The organism is Sphingomonas sp. Xoc002, from assembly GCF_050408055.1.
GTDB classification, from domain to species: domain Bacteria; phylum Pseudomonadota; class Alphaproteobacteria; order Sphingomonadales; family Sphingomonadaceae; genus Sphingomonas; species Sphingomonas yabuuchiae.
In genome coordinates this window covers 1955724-1971782 of record NZ_CP191175.1, presented here as the reverse complement: position 1 = coordinate 1971782, position 16059 = coordinate 1955724, and the positions used below count along the sequence as shown (strand labels likewise).

At 67.0% G+C, this 16059-nt stretch carries 17 protein-coding genes and 1 tRNA gene; 14 read left to right on the top strand and 4 right to left on the bottom strand.

Annotation, left to right across the window (positions count from 1 at the left end):
- The first annotated feature begins 73 nt into the window (after window positions 1-73).
- Window positions 74-1210 carry a glycosyltransferase family 4 protein gene (locus tag ACQR50_RS08710; RefSeq protein WP_428967994.1) on the top strand — a complete coding sequence of 379 codons (1137 nt, stop codon included), beginning with the start codon at window positions 74-76 and terminating at the stop codon, window positions 1208-1210.
- Here the strand turns inward: ACQR50_RS08710 and ACQR50_RS08705 are convergent.
- The gene (locus tag ACQR50_RS08705; protein ID WP_184104357.1) at window positions 1207-1497 is read right to left on the bottom strand and encodes a DUF2218 domain-containing protein; all 291 of its coding nucleotides are present in this window, start codon (window positions 1495-1497) and stop codon (window positions 1207-1209) included. The two genes, ACQR50_RS08710 and ACQR50_RS08705, sit on opposite strands and share 4 nt — an antisense overlap.
- Entirely contained in the window at window positions 1494-2093 is a 600-nt protein-coding gene (locus ACQR50_RS08700) for a PadR family transcriptional regulator (RefSeq protein WP_056434904.1), read from the bottom strand. Before ACQR50_RS08700 ends, ACQR50_RS08705 begins: the two co-directional genes overlap by 4 nt.
- A gap of 126 nt (window positions 2094-2219) precedes the next feature.
- Here ACQR50_RS08700 and ACQR50_RS08695 point away from each other — a divergent pair, with 126 nt between their 5' ends.
- The 13 genes from ACQR50_RS08695 (at window position 2220) to ACQR50_RS08635 (ending at window position 14137) form a co-directional block, all read left to right on the top strand.
- Window positions 2220-3560 carry a replication-associated recombination protein A gene (locus tag ACQR50_RS08695; protein WP_428967993.1) on the top strand — a complete coding sequence of 447 codons (1341 nt, stop codon included), beginning with the start codon at window positions 2220-2222 and terminating at the stop codon, window positions 3558-3560.
- Window positions 3544-4404, top strand: coding sequence for a hypothetical protein (locus ACQR50_RS08690; protein WP_428967992.1), 861 nt, complete (start codon window positions 3544-3546; stop codon window positions 4402-4404). The genes ACQR50_RS08695 and ACQR50_RS08690 overlap by 17 nt, the downstream gene beginning before the upstream one ends.
- Before the next feature lie 18 nt (window positions 4405-4422).
- Window positions 4423-4497, top strand: a tRNA-Thr gene (locus ACQR50_RS08685).
- 57 nt (window positions 4498-4554) lie between these two features.
- The gene (locus tag ACQR50_RS08680; protein WP_428967991.1) at window positions 4555-5250 is read left to right on the top strand and encodes an endonuclease/exonuclease/phosphatase family protein; all 696 of its coding nucleotides are present in this window, start codon (window positions 4555-4557) and stop codon (window positions 5248-5250) included.
- Window positions 5250-7532, top strand: a complete 2283-nt coding sequence (locus ACQR50_RS08675; RefSeq protein ID WP_428967990.1) for a patatin-like protein — start codon at window positions 5250-5252, stop codon at window positions 7530-7532. The genes ACQR50_RS08680 and ACQR50_RS08675 overlap by 1 nt, the downstream gene beginning before the upstream one ends.
- 65 nt (window positions 7533-7597) lie before the next feature.
- A complete protein-coding gene (locus tag ACQR50_RS08670) occupies window positions 7598-7909 on the top strand; it encodes a lipopolysaccharide assembly protein LapA domain-containing protein (RefSeq protein WP_184104363.1) in 312 nt (103 codons plus the stop codon).
- 7 nt (window positions 7910-7916) lie between these two features.
- Window positions 7917-8591, top strand: coding sequence for an orotidine-5'-phosphate decarboxylase (gene pyrF / locus ACQR50_RS08665; protein WP_428967989.1), 675 nt, complete (start codon window positions 7917-7919; stop codon window positions 8589-8591).
- A 36-nt stretch (window positions 8592-8627) separates the two neighbouring features.
- Window positions 8628-9269: a phosphoribosylanthranilate isomerase gene (locus ACQR50_RS08660; RefSeq protein ID WP_076716258.1), complete on the top strand. Its 642-nt coding sequence runs from the start codon at window positions 8628-8630 to the stop codon at window positions 9267-9269.
- 47 nt (window positions 9270-9316) lie between these two features.
- Entirely contained in the window at window positions 9317-10549 is a 1233-nt protein-coding gene (gene trpB / locus ACQR50_RS08655; RefSeq protein ID WP_428967988.1) for a tryptophan synthase subunit beta, read from the top strand.
- Window positions 10546-11358 (top strand): tryptophan synthase subunit alpha, encoded by an 813-nt coding sequence (gene trpA, locus ACQR50_RS08650; RefSeq protein WP_056434910.1) that lies wholly within the window; start codon window positions 10546-10548, stop codon window positions 11356-11358. Before trpB ends, trpA begins: the two co-directional genes overlap by 4 nt.
- Complete coding sequence (gene accD, locus ACQR50_RS08645; protein ID WP_056434911.1) at window positions 11355-12209, top strand: acetyl-CoA carboxylase, carboxyltransferase subunit beta; 855 nt, start codon at window positions 11355-11357, stop codon at window positions 12207-12209. The genes trpA and accD overlap by 4 nt, the downstream gene beginning before the upstream one ends.
- A gap of 85 nt (window positions 12210-12294) precedes the next feature.
- Window positions 12295-13614, top strand: a complete 1320-nt coding sequence (locus ACQR50_RS08640) for a bifunctional folylpolyglutamate synthase/dihydrofolate synthase (protein WP_428967987.1) — start codon at window positions 12295-12297, stop codon at window positions 13612-13614.
- A gap of 94 nt (window positions 13615-13708) precedes the next feature.
- Window positions 13709-14137, top strand: coding sequence for a DUF6628 family protein (locus ACQR50_RS08635; protein ID WP_056434913.1), 429 nt, complete (start codon window positions 13709-13711; stop codon window positions 14135-14137).
- Here the strand turns inward: ACQR50_RS08635 and ACQR50_RS08630 are convergent.
- A complete protein-coding gene (locus tag ACQR50_RS08630; protein WP_428967986.1) occupies window positions 14127-15455 on the bottom strand; it encodes an AmpG family muropeptide MFS transporter in 1329 nt (442 codons plus the stop codon). The genes ACQR50_RS08635 and ACQR50_RS08630 overlap by 11 nt on opposite strands.
- 32 nt (window positions 15456-15487) lie before the next feature.
- On the bottom strand, window positions 15488-15958 hold the full coding sequence (locus ACQR50_RS08625) for a response regulator (protein WP_428967985.1): 471 nt from the start codon (window positions 15956-15958) through the stop codon (window positions 15488-15490).
- Window positions 15959-16059: the final 101 nt, after the last annotated feature.

The window sequence follows — 16059 nt, the reverse complement described above, 5'->3', positions numbered from 1 at the left end:
ACGAAAATGGAACGGATTTGATCGGGCGGCGGGAGTGGTCTTTGGGGGCCCGCGCGGCTATGGGGCGAACTCCATGATCCCAGAACAATTTCGTGTCGCGCTGTTCAGCGGCAACTATAACTACACGCGCGACGGCGCGAACCAGAGCCTGAACCTGCTGGTCGGCCATCTGCTGGCGCGGGGCGTTGCCGTGCGGGTCTATTCGCCGACCTCCTCCACGCCCGCCTTTCCGCCGGTCGGGGATCTGGTCGATGTCCCCGCCATCCCGATGCCGTTCCGCGCCGATTACAAGCTGGCGCGCGGGCTTCCGGCCAAGGTGCGGGCCGATCTGGAGGCGTTTGCGCCCAACATCGTCCATGTCTCCGCGCCCGAGTTTCTGGGTCACGCCGCCGTGCGCTGGGCACGGGAAAAGGGTGTGCCGTCGATCGCCTCGGTCCATACCCGGTTCGAGACCTATCCGGCCTATTACAATCTGGGTTTCCTGGAACCGGCGATCATCAAGCTGCTGACCCGCTTCTACAACAAGTTCGACCGGATCGTGGCGCCGAGCCCCAGCATGATCGCGCTGCTGCGCGGATGGGGTGTGACGCCGCCGATGGGCATCTGGTCGCGCGGGATCGACCATGACCGTTTCCGCCCCTCGCGCCGCAGCCTGGAATGGCGGCGTTCGCTGGGCATCGCCGACCATGAGGTGGCGATCGGGTTCCTGGGGCGTCTGGTCAAGGAAAAGGGCCTCGACGTCTTTGCCGAGGCGCTGGCGGAGCTTCGGCGGCGCGGCGTGGCGCACAAGGTACTGGTCGTCGGCAAGGGACCCGCGCAGGACTGGTTCGCCAGGGCGACACCCGATGCCATCTTCGCGGGCTATCAGACCGGCGACGATCTGGGCCGTGCGGTCGCGTCGATGGACATCTTCTTCAACCCCAGCGTGACCGAAACCTTCGGCAACGTCACGACCGAGGCGATGGCGGCGGGCGTGCCCGTCGTGGCTGCCAACGCGACCGGCGCGATGGACCTCGTGGCGGATGGCGAGACCGGCTATCTGGTCGGCGCGCGCGATATCAGCGGCTATGCCGACGCGCTGGAGCGGATCGCCAACGACCAGGCCCTGCGCCACCGGTTCAGCGAAGCGGGACAGGCCCGCGTCGCCGATTACCGGTGGGACAAGGTCAACGACGCGGTGCTCGACGCCTATCGCGCCCTCGTCGCTTAACCTTCGCGCCAGTCGAAGGTCAGCGGCGCTTCGCGAAAGGCGAAGCGGTCGAGATGGCTGGCGACCACCTGCCGCATCTGCGCGACATCGCCGTCCTCGGGCACCGTCAGCACGATGTCCAGCGTCTCGCTGGCGGCGCGCATTTCCAGTTTCGATCCGTTGGGAAACAGGATCGTGCCCTCCTCGGCGGTGAAGGACACCTCCATCTTGTGGCTCCAGTGCTTGGCGAGCTGCTGGAGATAGCGGCTGGCCGACGGGGTCGGCACACGGGCGATGGACAGGCTCATTTCAGGCGCTCCACTTTCTGTGCAAGTTCGTCGATCATCGCGGCGACCTCGTGCACCATCTCCTGCGGCGCGTCGCCGCCGCCGAAGCGCTCCATCACCGCCATCTTCAGCCCGCCCATGGCACGCCGGATCGGCGCCGCATCGACCCGCTGGCGATGTTCACCCAAGGCCCGCAGCCGGGCCAGCAACGCTTCGACCTGTTCGGCATTCTCGGTCAGGTGCGTGCGGCCGGTTTCGGTCGCGGCGAAGCGCTTCTTGGCCCCCTCGGAACGCTGTTCCTCGATAAAGCCCATTTCGTCGAGCAGGGTGATTGTCGGATAGATGACACCCGGGCTGGGGGCATAGGCGCCGCCGGTCATCGCCTCGACCTCGCGGATCAGGTCGTAGCCGTGGCGCGGTTCGTCGGCGATCAGCTTCAGCAGGACGAGCCGCAGCTCGCTACCGTCGAACATCCGTCCCCGGCGGCCACCGCCCGGCCCTCGCCGTCCGCCGCGTGGGTCTTCGAAATCCCACTGCACTTCCAGCGGCCCGAAACTCCACCGGCCGCGCCGTTGGTGATGATCCTGGCCATGTCCGTGCCCGTGAAAATGTCGCATTCTGATACTCCAGATTGGGTTTTGATACGCTCAAGATATATCGCGCAAGAAGTTCGTCAAGATGACTCACGATATATCTTCGATAGGAATGGTGACGGGGGGCTTCGGCGCCCCTACATGACGGCCATGGCCGATCTGTTCGCGGGTATGGACCCCGCCCCCGCCCAGCCCTCTTTCTCGGCCGATGCGCCGCTGGCCGATCGTATGCGCCCGATGAAGCTGACCGAGGTCGTCGGGCAGGATCACCTGACCGGTCCGGAGGGTGCCATCGGGCGTATGGTCGCGGCCGGGCGTCTGTCGTCGATGATCCTCTGGGGACCGCCGGGCACGGGCAAGACGACCATCGCCCGGCTGCTCGCCGCCGAAGTAGGCTTGCGCTATGCTGCAATCTCGGCGGTCTTTTCCGGCGTCGCGGACCTCAAAAAGGTCTTTGCCGAGGCGCGGGACCATGCCCGGCTCGGCCAGCGGACACTGTTGTTCGTGGACGAGATCCACCGCTTCAACCGCGCGCAGCAGGACGGCTTCCTGCCTTTCGTCGAGGATGGCACGGTCACGCTGGTCGGCGCGACGACGGAGAATCCCTCGTTCGAACTCAACGCCGCACTTCTGAGCCGGGCGCAGGTATTGATCCTGCATCGGCTCGGACAGCCGGCGCTGGAACAGTTGCTGGAGCGGGCAGAGGCGTTGATGGAGCGCCCCCTGCCCCTGCAACCGCCCGCCCGCGATGCGCTGCTTGCCAGCGCGGACGGAGACGGCCGGTTCCTGCTCAACCAGGCCGAGACATTGTTTGCGGTCGACCTGCCCGAACCGCTCGACGCCGCCGGGCTGTCGGCCTTCCTGCAACGCCGGGTCGCTGTCTATGACAAGGACCGGGAGGGGCATTACAACCTGATCTCGGCGCTGCATAAGTCGATCCGGGGATCGGACCCGCAGGCGGCCCTCTACTATCTTGCGCGGATGCTGACGGCGGGCGAGGAACCGCTCTATCTGCTGCGCCGCCTGACCCGGACGGCGATCGAGGATATCGGGCTGGCCGATCCGCAGGCGCTGACCCAGTGTCTTGCGGCCAAGGACGCCTATGAGTTTCTGGGTTCTCCCGAGGGGGAGTTGGCGATCGTGCAGGCATGCCTGTATCTCGCCACCGCACCCAAATCGAACGCGGCGTACAAGGCGCAGAAGCAGGCCTGGCGGACCGCCAAGGAAACCGGGTCGCTGATGCCGCCCGCCAATATCCTGAACGCGCCGACCAAGCTGATGAAGCAGATCGGCTATGGCGCGGGCTATCAGTATGATCACGACGCCGATGGCGGTTTTTCAGGCGCGAATTACTGGCCGGACGAGTTGCCGCCGCAGAGCTTCTACGAACCATCGGGGCGCGGTCTGGAGAAACGCATCGCCGAGCGTATGGCCTGGTGGGGCGAGCGCCGCCGTGCCTTGCAGGATGGCGGCGATGACCGTCGCGGCTGACCGTTTCAGCGGCTTCGTCGCGATCGACTGGTCCGGTGCGCATGGTGTGGCGCATCCGGGTATCCAGGTCGCCCTTTGCCGTTCGGGAAACGCCGCTCCCGTCATCATCGCGCCGCCGGGCCGGGCCTGGTCGCGCGAAGGCGTGGCCGAGTGGCTGCTGGCACGGGCGGACGAACCGCTGCTTATCGGCTTCGACTTCAGCTTTTCGGCGCCCTTCATCGGACGGGGAGCGCATTTGCCGGGCGATCCGCCAACCGCCAATGCGCGGGCGCTCTGGGCTTATGTCGATGACAGTTGCGACGATCCCGATCTGGGCGCGCGCAGTTTCCTGGAGGCGCGGCGCGGGCGGCATTTCTATTTCGGCGCGGCGGACGGGCGAAAGGCGGACTTCCTCCATTGGCGAACCTGCGAGATCGCGACCGATGGCGCGCGCAAGCCTTCGACCGTTTATGACGCGATCGGCGCGTCGCAGGTGGCGAAGGCGAGTTTTGCCGGAATGCGGCTGCTCCGGCGTCTGGACGGGCGAATGGCGATTTGGCCGTTCGTCCCGGTGCCGCCCTCCGGTGCACTGGTGGTCGAAATCTATACCTCCATCGCCGCCCGTGACGCCGGTCGTCCGCGCGGGCGGAGCAAGATGCGCAGCGCCGAGGCGCTGGACGCGGCGCTGGTGGCCTTGGGCAGCGAACCGCACGATCCGCTCCATCGCTATGACGATCACAGTACGGATGCGATCCTGACCGCCGCCTGGCTCCGCACCATGGCGACGCGCGACGATCTCTGGCATCCGGCGGGCCTCACCCATCAGGTTGCGCAAACGGAGGGCTGGACCTTCGGCGTGTCTTGACGCTAGGGGGATCGCAACGCCGGATTAGCACAGCGGTAGTGCAGCGGTTTTGTAAACCGAAGGTCGGGGGTTCGATCCCCTCATCCGGCACCATTTCCATCCTGCTCTGGAATTGGCACCAAAAGCCCGTCGCTGCGTTACAGTGGCGGAATGATCAAGGTCGCCAGCTACAACATTCGGAAAGGGATCGGCGCCGACCGGCGGCGCAATCCCGATCGTATCCTGGACGTACTGCGTGAGGTCGATGCCGATGTCATCGCCCTTCAGGAGGCGGATCGTCGCTTCGGCGAACGCGAAGGCGTGATCCCGCTGCATCTGCTTGACGACCATAGCGACTGGAAGCCCATCGTCTATGGGATGAAGGCCCGCTCGATGGGCTGGCATGGCAACACGATCCTGGTGCGCAAGAGCATACAGGTCCTGGATTTCGAGGCGATCCACCTGCCCTCGCTGGAACCGCGCGGTGCGGTGATGGCGGATCTGCAGACCAAGGCCGGGGTGGTCCGGGTGGTGGGCATGCATCTCGACCTGTCGGGGCTGTGGCGGCGGCGGCAGGCGGCGGCGATCCTGGCGCATCTGACGAGTTGTGCGCAGCGGCAACCGACGGTCATGATGGGCGACCTGAACGAATGGACCCGCGCCGCCGGGTGCCTGAAGGACTTTACCCGCGATTTCGCCGTGGCGGAGACGGGGCCGAGCTTCCACGCGATGCGACCGATCGGCCGGCTCGACCGGATCATGGTGTCGCCGGAGTTGAAGATCGGCGCCTGCGGCGTTCATGCGACGCCGATGTCGCGCCGCGCCTCCGACCATTTGCCCATCTGGGCCACGATCGGGCCTCGCTGATGCGCGAAAAGGAGCTGCGGCTGGCGCTGGTCTGCTATGGCGGGATCAGCCTGGCCGTCTACATGCACGGCATCACCAAGGAAATCTGGCGGGTCGTGCGCGCCAGCCGGGCCTCGCATGAGGGCGATCCTCCCGCCTCGGCGGTCGATGCGGTCTATCACGATCTGCTCGACGACATGGCGGAGCGCGGCGGCGTGCGCGTGCGTATCCTGGCCGACATCATCGCGGGCGCCAGCGCGGGCGGGATCAACGGCATATTCCTGGGTCATGCCATGTCGACCGGCCAGTCGCTCGATCCGCTGACGGACCTCTGGCTGGAGGCGGCCGATATCGAATCGCTGATCGCCCCCGAAGCCGCGCCGACGTCCCGCTTTTCCAAGATGTGGGCGCTGCCCATCGCGTGGATGGCGGCGGGGCGCAGCGGCGAGAAGGTCGCGGCGCTCGACGAGGATACGCGCGAGGAGGTGCGCTCCAAGCTCGGTCACCTAATCCGCTCGCGCTGGTTCGAGCCGCCCTTCGCCGCCGACGCCTTTACCGGACGGTTACTGGAAGCCTTCGACCGAATGGCGGACGGTCCGGTCGGCAAACGGTTGATCCCGCCGGGACAGCCACTCGATCTGTTCGTCACCGTCACCGACTTTACCGGCCAGCCGCAGCGGTTGCGGCTCCATTCGCCGGGCGAGGTGGTCGAGACCGAACATCGCATGGTCGTCGACTTCACCGACACCGGCGGCGGCAAGCTGGCGGCGATCCCCGAACTGGTCTTTGCGGCCAGGGCGACGTCGAGCTTCCCCGGCGCCTTCCCGCCCTTCACCGTCGCCGAGTTGGACCGGGTGCTGGCGGCGCGCGAACAGGACTGGCCCGAGCGCGACGATTTCCTGCGCCGCGTGCTTCCCCGCCATCATGCGGCGGGTGCGGCGGACAAGGCGGTGCTGATCGACGGCTCGGTGCTGGTCAATGCGCCCTTCCGCCCCGCCATCGACGCGCTCGGACGCCGTCCCGCCCGGCGTCAGGTCGACCGTCGCTTCGTCTATATCGACCCGTTTCCGGGCATGCATTTCCGCCTGCCCGGCGGCGGCGGTCATCCGGGCTTTTTCCAGACGATCATCGGCGCGATCAGCGAACTGCCCCGCCAGCAGCCCATCCGCGACAATTTGGAGGCGATCGCCGCCCGATCCGGCCGGATCGATCGGATGCAGGCCATCCTCGCCGCCATTCGCGAGGAGGTGGAGCAGGAGATTGAGCAGCTGTTCGGCGGCACCTTCTTCCTCGACCGCCCGACCGCTGCGCGGCTGGCTTCGTGGCGGGTTCGCGCGCAGGCTGCCGCCGCCGCGAAGGCGGGGTTCAGCTATGCCGCCTATGGTCATCTGAAGCTCGCCAACGTCATCGACGGCATGACGACGATCCTGACGGAGGCCATGGGCGACGATGGCCAGCCGAGCCGCCACCGCCTTCGCGCGATGATCGAGCGGACCGTCGCGACCCGCCATGTCGGTGGCGAGGCGATCAGCTTCACCGGCGGATCGAGCAACGGCGCCCGGACCTTCCTGCGCGCCTTCGACCTGGGCTATCGCATCCGTCGCCTTCGGTTGCTCGCCCGGCGACTGACCGAGCTCGAGGCGGATCACAGCGAGGCGGAGCTCGCGCCTGTCCGCGACGCCATCTACGAATCGCTGGCCGAGTTTCTGGAACGCCAGAGCGGTATCGGTCTGACCGAATGGGCGGAGGATATCCGCGCCGTTCGCAATGACGGTGCTCCGATGCTCGATCGACTGGAGGCCCGGCTCGATCTGATCCGGCTCGACGGAGAGACCGATGCCCGGCTGGCCGCGGCCTTTTCGGGGTTGCCCCGGGCCGCCCGGCGCACGTTGCTGCTCACCTATCTGGGTTTCCCCTATTTCGACGTGGCGACGCTGCCATTGCTGCAAGGCGAGGGGCTGGACGAGTTCGACCCCATCAAGGTCGACCGCATCTCCCCCGACGATGCCACCGCCATCCGGGCAGGCGGTGCCGAAGCGACCTTGAAGGGCATCCAGTTCCTGACCTTCGGCGCGTTCTTCAGCCGCAGCTACCGCGAGAACGACTATCTCTGGGGGCGGCTGCACGGCGCGGAGCGGATGATCGACATCGCCGTCTCCACCCTGCCCCCGACCATCCGGCTGAAACCCGGCGCGGTGGCCGCGTTCAAGCGGCGCGCTTTCCTGGCCATACTCGACGAGGAAGAGGCGCGGTTGACCGCCATCGCGCCCCTGATCGCCTCGCTTCGCCGGGAGATCGGCTGAAGGCTGGTCATGCCCGGTCAACGCCGCTAGACCGCATCGCCGAACCCGGTGATGCGGAGAAACCCATGCAGTTCCTGAAAATGCTCTTCTGGTGCCTGCTGGCCTTTCTGGCCGCGGCCTTCACGCTGGGGAACTGGACGACCGTGCCGATCCGGCTGGTCGGCGGGCTGGTCGCGGACGTGAACCTGCCGCTGCTGCTGTTCCTGACCTTCCTGCTCGGTCTGGTGCCGACGCTGATCTGGCAGCATGCCGCGCGCTGGAGGTTGCGTCAGCGGTTGAGCGCCGCCGAGCGCTCGCTGGCCGCCGTGTCGGCCGAGACCAGCGCCTATGTCGCCCCGACTGCCCCTGTTACCACCAATATCCAGCCGACGGTCTGATCCCTTCATGAGCAATCGTATCTACGTCGCCATCGACACCCCCGATCTCGCTCGCGCACAGGCGCTGGCCCAGAAGGTCCGCCATCATGTCGGCGGGCTGAAGCTGGGCCTGGAATTCTTCTGTGCGCACGGTGCGACCGGCGTGCGCGAAATGGCGCATATCGGCCTGCCCATCTTCCTCGACCTGAAGCTGCACGACATCCCGAACACGGTGGCCAAGGCCGTCCAGTCGCTCGGCCCGCTCGCCCCCGCCATCCTGACCGTCCATGCCAGCGGCGGCCGCGCCATGCTGGAGGATGCCAAGGCGGCAGCGCCGACCGGCACGAAGGTCGTCGCCGTCACCATGCTGACCAGCCTGGACGCCAGCGACCTGAGCGACACCGGCGTCATCGGCTCTCCGGCGGATCATGTCCGCCGTCTGGCCGACCTGGCGGCCGAGGCGGGCGTGGATGGCATCGTCTGCTCGGGCGAAGAGGTCGCCGCCGTCAAGAAGGCGTGGCCCAAGGGCTTTTTCGTCGTCCCCGGCGTGCGTCCGGCCGATGGCGTGATCGGCGACCAGAAGCGCGTCGTCACCCCGCGCGCGGCGGTCGATGCGGGCGCCTCGATCCTGGTCATCGGCCGTCCGATCACGCAGGCCGAGGACCCCGACGCGGCCGCTCGGGCGATCGCGGCCACGCTCTAAATACGTTTTTCGGACCCTCCCATTCGGGAAACGACCATGCCGACCACTGCCAAGATCTGCGGATTGACGTCGCCCGCCACGCTCGACGCCGCGCTGGGCGGCGGGGCGAGCCATGTCGGCTTCGTCTTCTTCCCCGCCTCGCCCCGGCACCTGACCTTCGACGTCGCGGCAGGACTGGCGGGACGGGTGCCCGATCATGTCCAGCGTGTCGGCGTCTTCGTCGACCCCGATGACCAGTTGCTCGAGGCGGCGGTGCGTGCCGGGATGCTCGACGCGATCCAGCTTCATCGCACGGCACCGGCGCGCGTGGCCGCGATCCGATCGAAGTTCGACCGCGAGGTCTGGGCGGCCGTCGCGATCAAGCTGCGTGGCGATGTCGAGAAGGCCCGCGACTATGCGGGGGCGGCCAGCCTGATCCTGTACGATGCCAAGACCCCGGACGACGCGTCGCTGCCCGGCGGCATGGGCCTGCGCTTCGACTGGAGCCTGCTCGACGGGGTTCGCCATCCGCTGCGCTGGGCCTTGTCCGGCGGGCTGGATGGCGGCAACGTCGCCGAGGCGATCCGGCGGACGGGCGCGCCCTTGGTCGATGTGTCCTCTGGCGTCGAGAGCGCGCCGGGCGTCAAGGATATGGACAAGATCGCGACGTTCCTTAAAGCCGTTGCGACAAATCAGTGACAGGATCGTTTGCAGGGGTCGCCCCGCAAATGCTCAAGGGAAACGAGATGAACGCCCCCAATTCCTTCCGTGCCCAGCCCGACGAGCGCGGCCATTTCGGTGATTTCGGCGGGCGCTACGTCGCCGAGACGCTGATGCCGTTGATCCTCGACCTGGAGCGCGAATATCGCGCCGCGCAGGTCGATCCGGCTTTCAAGGCCGAGTTCGACGATCTGATGACCCATTATGTCGGTCGTCCCAGCCCGATGTACTATGCCGAGCGCATGACCGAGACGCTTCGTGCAAGCGCGCCCGAGGGCAAGGGGCCGAAGGTCTATTTCAAGCGCGAGGAACTGAACCACACCGGCGCGCACAAGATCAACAACTGCATCGGCCAGATCCTGCTTGCCAAGCGGATGGGCAAGACGCGGATCATCGCCGAGACGGGCGCGGGCCAGCATGGCGTGGCGACCGCCACCGTCGCGGCGCGCTTCGGCCTGCCCTGCACCATCTTCATGGGCGCGCGCGATATCGAGCGTCAGGCACCGAACGTGTTCCGCATGAAGCTTCTGGGTGCGGAAGTGCGCCCAGTCACGTCGGGCGCACAGACGCTGAAGGACGCGATGAACGAGGCGCTGCGCGACTGGGTCGCCAATGTCCACGACACCTTCTACATCATCGGCACGGCGGCCGGTCCCCACCCCTATCCGGAGATGGTCCGCGACTTCCAGTCGGTGATCGGCGCCGAGTCGAAGGCGCAGATCCTGGAGGCCGAAGGCCGCCTGCCCGACCTGCTGATCGCATCGGTCGGCGGCGGATCGAACGCCATCGGCCTGTTCCACCCCTTTCTGGACGACGCCGAAGTCGCGATGCTGGGCATCGAGGCGGCCGGACACGGCCTGGACACCACCCAGCATGCGGCCAGCCTGACCGGCGGCAAGCCCGGCATCCTCCACGGCAACAAGACCTATCTGTTGCAGGACGAGGACGGGCAGATCGCCGAGGCGCATTCGATCTCGGCCGGGCTCGACTATCCGGGGATCGGGCCCGAGCATAGCTGGCTCAACGATACCGGCCGCGTCGTCTATGAAGGCGTGACCGATACCGAGGCGCTCGACGCCTTCCAGCTGTGCTGCAAGGTCGAGGGGATCATCCCCGCGCTGGAATGCAGCCATGCGCTGGTCGGGCTGATCCGTCGTGCGCCGCTGATGGACCGGGACCAGATCGTGCTGGTCAATATTTCGGGTCGTGGCGACAAGGACATCTTCACCGTCGCCGACGCGCTGGGAGCCAAGATGTGAGCCGGATCGCCGATAGCTTTGCGGCCTGCGCCGATGCGGGCCGTGCCGCCCTCGTCACCTTCGTCACCGCGGGCGATCCGACGCCGGGCGACACCGCCGCCATCCTCGACGCGCTGGTCGAGGGCGGTGCGGATGTGGTCGAGCTGGGAATGCCCTTCACCGATCCGATGGCCGATGGCCCGGCGATCCAGAAGGCCAATATCCGCAGCCTGGGCGCGGGCACCCGCACCGCCGACGTGCTGGCGATCGCCACGGCCTTTCGCGCCCGTCACCCGAACGTGCCGCTGGTCCTGATGGGCTATGCCAACCCGATGACGGTACGCGGCCCCGAATGGTTCGCCGAGGCGGCGGCACAAGCGGGCGTCGACGGCGTGATCTGCGTCGACGTGCCCGCCGAGGAAGACGATGCGCTGGGCGTCGCGCTGCGCGGCAAGGGGATCGCCTCGATTCGGCTGGCGACCCCGACCAGCGATGCCGTGCGCCTGCCGACGATTTTGACGGGCGCCGACGGTTTCCTCTATTATGTCTCCGTCGCGGGTATCACCGGGCAGCAGCAGGCGGCGCAATCCTCGATCGAGGATGCGGTCGCCCGTCTGAAGGCGGCGACCCATTTGCCGGTCGCGGTCGGCTTCGGCGTCCGTACCCCGGAACAGGCCGCGGCGATCGGTCGCGTGGCGGACGGCGTCGTCGTCGGCTCGGCGATCGTCGATCTGGTGGGCGAGCATGGGGCGAACGCCCCCGCCCCGGTCCGCGCCTATATTCAAACCCTGTCGTCGGCGCTGGCCGATGCACGCAAGGAACTCGCATGAGCTGGCTCAACAGCGTCCGCAACGTCATCCCCTTCGTCGTCAAGAAGGAGACGCCCGATCATCTTTGGCATAAGTGCAAGGGATGCGGGCAGATGGTCTTCACCAAGGAGCTGGAAGACAATCTGAACGTCTGCCCGAAATGCGATCATCACGACCGCATCGGGCCCAAGGCGCGCTTCCGCCATCTGCTGGACGAAGGCAGCTGCAACGAGCTGCCCGCGCCCAAGGTGCCCGAGGATCCGCTGAAGTTCCGCGACTCCAAGCGCTATGCCGATCGCCTGAAGGCGGCACGGACCAGCGCCGCCGAGAACGACGCGCTGGTCAATGCACGCGGCACCATCCTGGGCCACAAGGTCGTGGTCGGCGTGCAGGACTTCGCCTTCATGGGCGGATCGATGGGCCTGGCGGTCGGTGAGGCGTTCGTTCGCGGCGTCGAGGCGGCCATTGCGGACAACTGCCCCTATGTCATCTTCACCGCTTCGGGCGGCGCGCGCATGCAGGAAGGCATTCTCAGCCTGATGCAGATGCCGCGTACCACCGTGGCGATCCAGATGCTGCACGATGCGGGCCTGCCCTATATCGTCGTGCTGACCGACCCGACCTCGGGCGGCGTGATGGCGGCCTATGCGATGCTGGGCGACGTCCAGATCGCCGAGCCGAAGGCAACCCTGGCCTTTACCGGCCGCCGCGTGATCGAGAATACGATCCGCGAGAAGCTGCCCGACGATTTCCAGACCTCGGAATATTATCTGGACCACGGGATGCTCGACATGGTCGTCCATCGCCGCGACCTGCGTGAGCGTCTGGCGACCGTGATCGGCTATCTGACGGGGTCGCGTCAGGCCGCCTGAGCCGTCGCGTTTTCCCATCGATCGCATTAGAGGGGCGGGCCGAGAGGTCCGCCTCTTTCATATCCACTACCCAAGAGACCGGCCGATGCCCGACCATGCCCGTTCCGACCATCCGGCCGTCCAGGCGCAGCTCGACCGGCTGTGGCGCCTGTCGCCGGGTGCGGATGTCCTGGGTCTGGAGCGGATCACGACCCTGCTCGGGCGGCTGGGCGATCCGCAGCATCATCTGCCACCGGTCTTCCATGTTGCGGGCACCAACGGCAAGGGCTCGACCTGCGCCTTTCTGCGCGCCGCGATCGAGGCGTCGGGGCAGAGCGTGCATGTCTATTCCAGCCCGCATCTCGTCCGGTTCAACGAGCGGATCCGACTGAACGGCCGCTTGATCACGGACGATGCGCTGGCGGCGGTGCTCGACGAAGTGCTGGGGCATGCCGAGGGGATCGGTGCCAGCTTCTTCGAAGTGACGACGGCGGCCGCGTTCCTGTCCTTCGCGCGCAATCCGGCCGCCGCTACGATCATCGAAGTGGGTCTGGGCGGCCGCCTGGACGCGACCAATATCCTGCCGCCGCCCGCCGTCTGTGGCATCGCGGCGCTGGGCATCGATCACGAGGCGTTTCTGGGTCGCAAGCTGACCGGCATCGCGCGCGAAAAGGCGGGGATTGCCAAGCTTGGCACGCCGCTGGTGACCATGGACTATGCCCGCCCGCTGCGAGACGCGATCGCCGAGGTGGCGGCCGCCGCCGGGGCTCCCGTCTTCGCACGGGGACAGGCTTGGTCGAGCGCGTCCACGCGCAGCGGCGTGTCCTATGAGGACGAGCGGGGTCAAATCGCCTTGCCCCGGCCGAGCCTGACAGGCGGGCACCAGTCACGCAATTTGGCGCTGGCGGTGGCGATGCTACGGCATCAACAGAAGGTGACCGTTTCGGATGAGGCCTTGAAGAAGGCGGCGACCGGCGCGCAGTGGCCTGCGCGGATGCAGCGTCTGGGGCATGGGCCGCTCACCCAAGCGCTGCCCGCCGGGACGCAATGCTGGCTGGACGGCGCGCACAACCCTTCCGCTGCGACGCCGGTGGCGCGGGCCATGGCGGGCTGGCGTTCCGAAGGGCCGACCGCGCTCGTTCTGGGGATGCTCGCGAACAAGGAGGCCGGGCCGGTTCTGGAAAAGCTGGGCGGGATGGTCGACCTGATCGTCACCGTGCCCGTACCCGATCACGCCTGCCACCCGCCCGAAAGCCTTGCGGAACAGGCCCATGCCTTGGGCCTCAAGGCGGTTCCGGCCCGTGACCCTTCCCATGCGCTCGCCTTGGTTGCCGAGCGGCTCGAAGCCCCGTCCCATGTCCTGATCGCGGGATCGCTTTACCTGGCCGGACAGGTTCTTGCCCAGAATGACGAGGCGCCGCAATGATGCGACGAGCCGATCCCACCAACCGCTTTATTTGCGATTGACTATCAATAGCGACCGTCTAGCATGGGGACCGTAATCACGGAGTCCCCCGCCGATGGCCGAAACCACCACCCTCGCCGCAGCTTTGCCGCACATGCTGCCGGCCTGCCCCCACGCCCGGATTGCCCTGTTCGCGATACGTCGGATGGGCGCGCACGGGCTGGCGGATGCCCGTGCGTCGCACACGCTGTTCACCATGTTCGGGCAGGATTTCCGGCGCCCGCTGATCCTGATGCGGACGCTGATGGCCGATCTGGCCGCCCATGCCTCAGGCCAGATCGCCATTGCGCCCTGCTGCTGTGCGCGGATGACGGCGGCGGAGGCGGCCCTGATGACCATCCTCTCCCAAATGGAAGCGGCGCCGCAAAAGGCGCATTTCCTGATGACCGATCTGCTCGGCGTGCGGCGGGTCGACAGCGTCCTGGCGAGCGCCGCCGCCGTCTCGGCGGCCTTCGCGGACGAAGGGCGGCCGATCAGTTACTGACCGGTACCTCGCGACGGGCGTCGCCCTCTCCGGCGACGCCTGCGCTGCCGATCGAACGGTCGACTAGGCCCGACCGCGCCATCCACCAGAACAGCAGGACGCCCGGCACGGCGACGACCGTCGTCAGCAGATAGAAGTCGACATAACCGAACTGCTCGACCAACGCCCCCGCCGTCGTGCCGCTCAGGATACGTCCGACCACGCTCGCCGCCGCCGAGATGAGCGCATATTGCGCGGCGGTGAAGCGCAGGTCGGTCAGCGCCGAGAAATAGGCGACAACGGTGACCCCGCCGATCCCGCTCGAAAAATTCTCGAACCCGATCGCGCCCGCCATGCCCCAGTTGGAATGACCCAGCGCCGCCAGGCCCGCGAAGGACAGGTTGGACACGGCCATCAGCACTAGGCTGATCAGCACGGATCGCTTCATCCCCAGTCGCGCATAGAGGACCCCGCCGACGAACACGCCGATCAGCAGCGCCCAGAAGCCGACACCGACATCATACAGCGCGATCTCGTCCTTGCTGAACCCCAGGTCGTTGAACAACAGGCGGAAGGTCAGGTTCGCCAGGGTGTCGCCGATCTTGTGGACCAGGATGAAGGTCAGGATGATAAGCGCGCCCTGACGGCGGAAAAACTCGGCAAAAGGGCCGACGACCGCGCGGACGATCCCCTCGGTCGGGCGTTTTGCGGTGATCTCGCTATGCCGCTTCGGCTCGCCCATGAACAGCACGGTCAGGACTGCGGGCAGCGCGAAGGCGCAGCTGACCATATAGGCCACGCTCCACCCCGCGCGCGTCGCGATGACCAGCGAGAGCGACGCGACCAAGGCCGATCCGATCCGCCAGCCATATTGGCCCATGCCCGCCCCCACGCCCAGCTGGCGCGGCTCGAGCAGTTCGATGCGGTACGCGTCGATCACAATGTCGAAGGTCGCCCCAGCTATGCCCAGCGCCAGCGCGGCCATCGCCGTCTGCGCGAGCGATACGCGCGGATCGGCCAGGCCTAGCCCGATCGCAGCCGCACATACCAGCGCCGCCACGACCAGCAGCCACGAGACGCGCTGGCCCAGCCGGTGGAGGAGGGGGATCTTTACCCCCTCGACGATCCAGGCCCAGAGCCATTTCAGATTATAGGCCAGGATGACGAGCGCGAAGGCGGTGACGCTCTTCTTCTCGATCCCCGCTTCCGCCAACCGGCTGGCCAGCGTGGCGTTGATCATGGTCAGCGGAAAGGCCGACGATATGCCGAGCGCAAGCGAGGCCAGCGGCGCAGGCTCGACATAGGGCCGCACTCCATCCAACCAACGCCCACTCGCCATAGAACCGCTCACCCTATCGGAAAGCGGGGACCCTATAAGGCTTGGCCATCAGGGGCAACGGGGCCGGACGTCCCGCCCCGTGTGAAAAGACGAAAGCCCGAGGGCAGGCGACCCGGCGCCTTGCCCGCGCGGCGCTCCTCGATCGCATCGATCGCGCCGAGCAGCTCGCGCGAGCCATAGGGTTTCATCAACAGCCCCTCGGCGAGTTGTTCGACGCCATCGGGCGGCGTGCCGGTAATGAACAGGACGGGGATGTCGCGGGCATGGGCCGCGCGCGCGACGTCGACGCCGCTGCCGTCCGCCAGCCGGACATCCGCCAGTACCAGATCGATCCCGGCACCGCCGTCGATCAGGGTGACGGCCTTGCTGACGCGGTCGACCGTGGCGACCACCTCAAAATCCGCATCGGTCAGGACGTGTTCGGTGTCGAACGCGACCAGCGGCTCGTCCTCAACGACGAGCAGCTTGACCAGCTGTCGCTTCTTTCGCCCGAAGAATCTCATCCCTCTATCGGCCTGTCCTGCTGTCCCGCTCGCTCGCGTAACGCTTTGTCTGCGGGAAACGACGCAATTAATTTCCTTTGATCGACACCCTCTGTATCAGC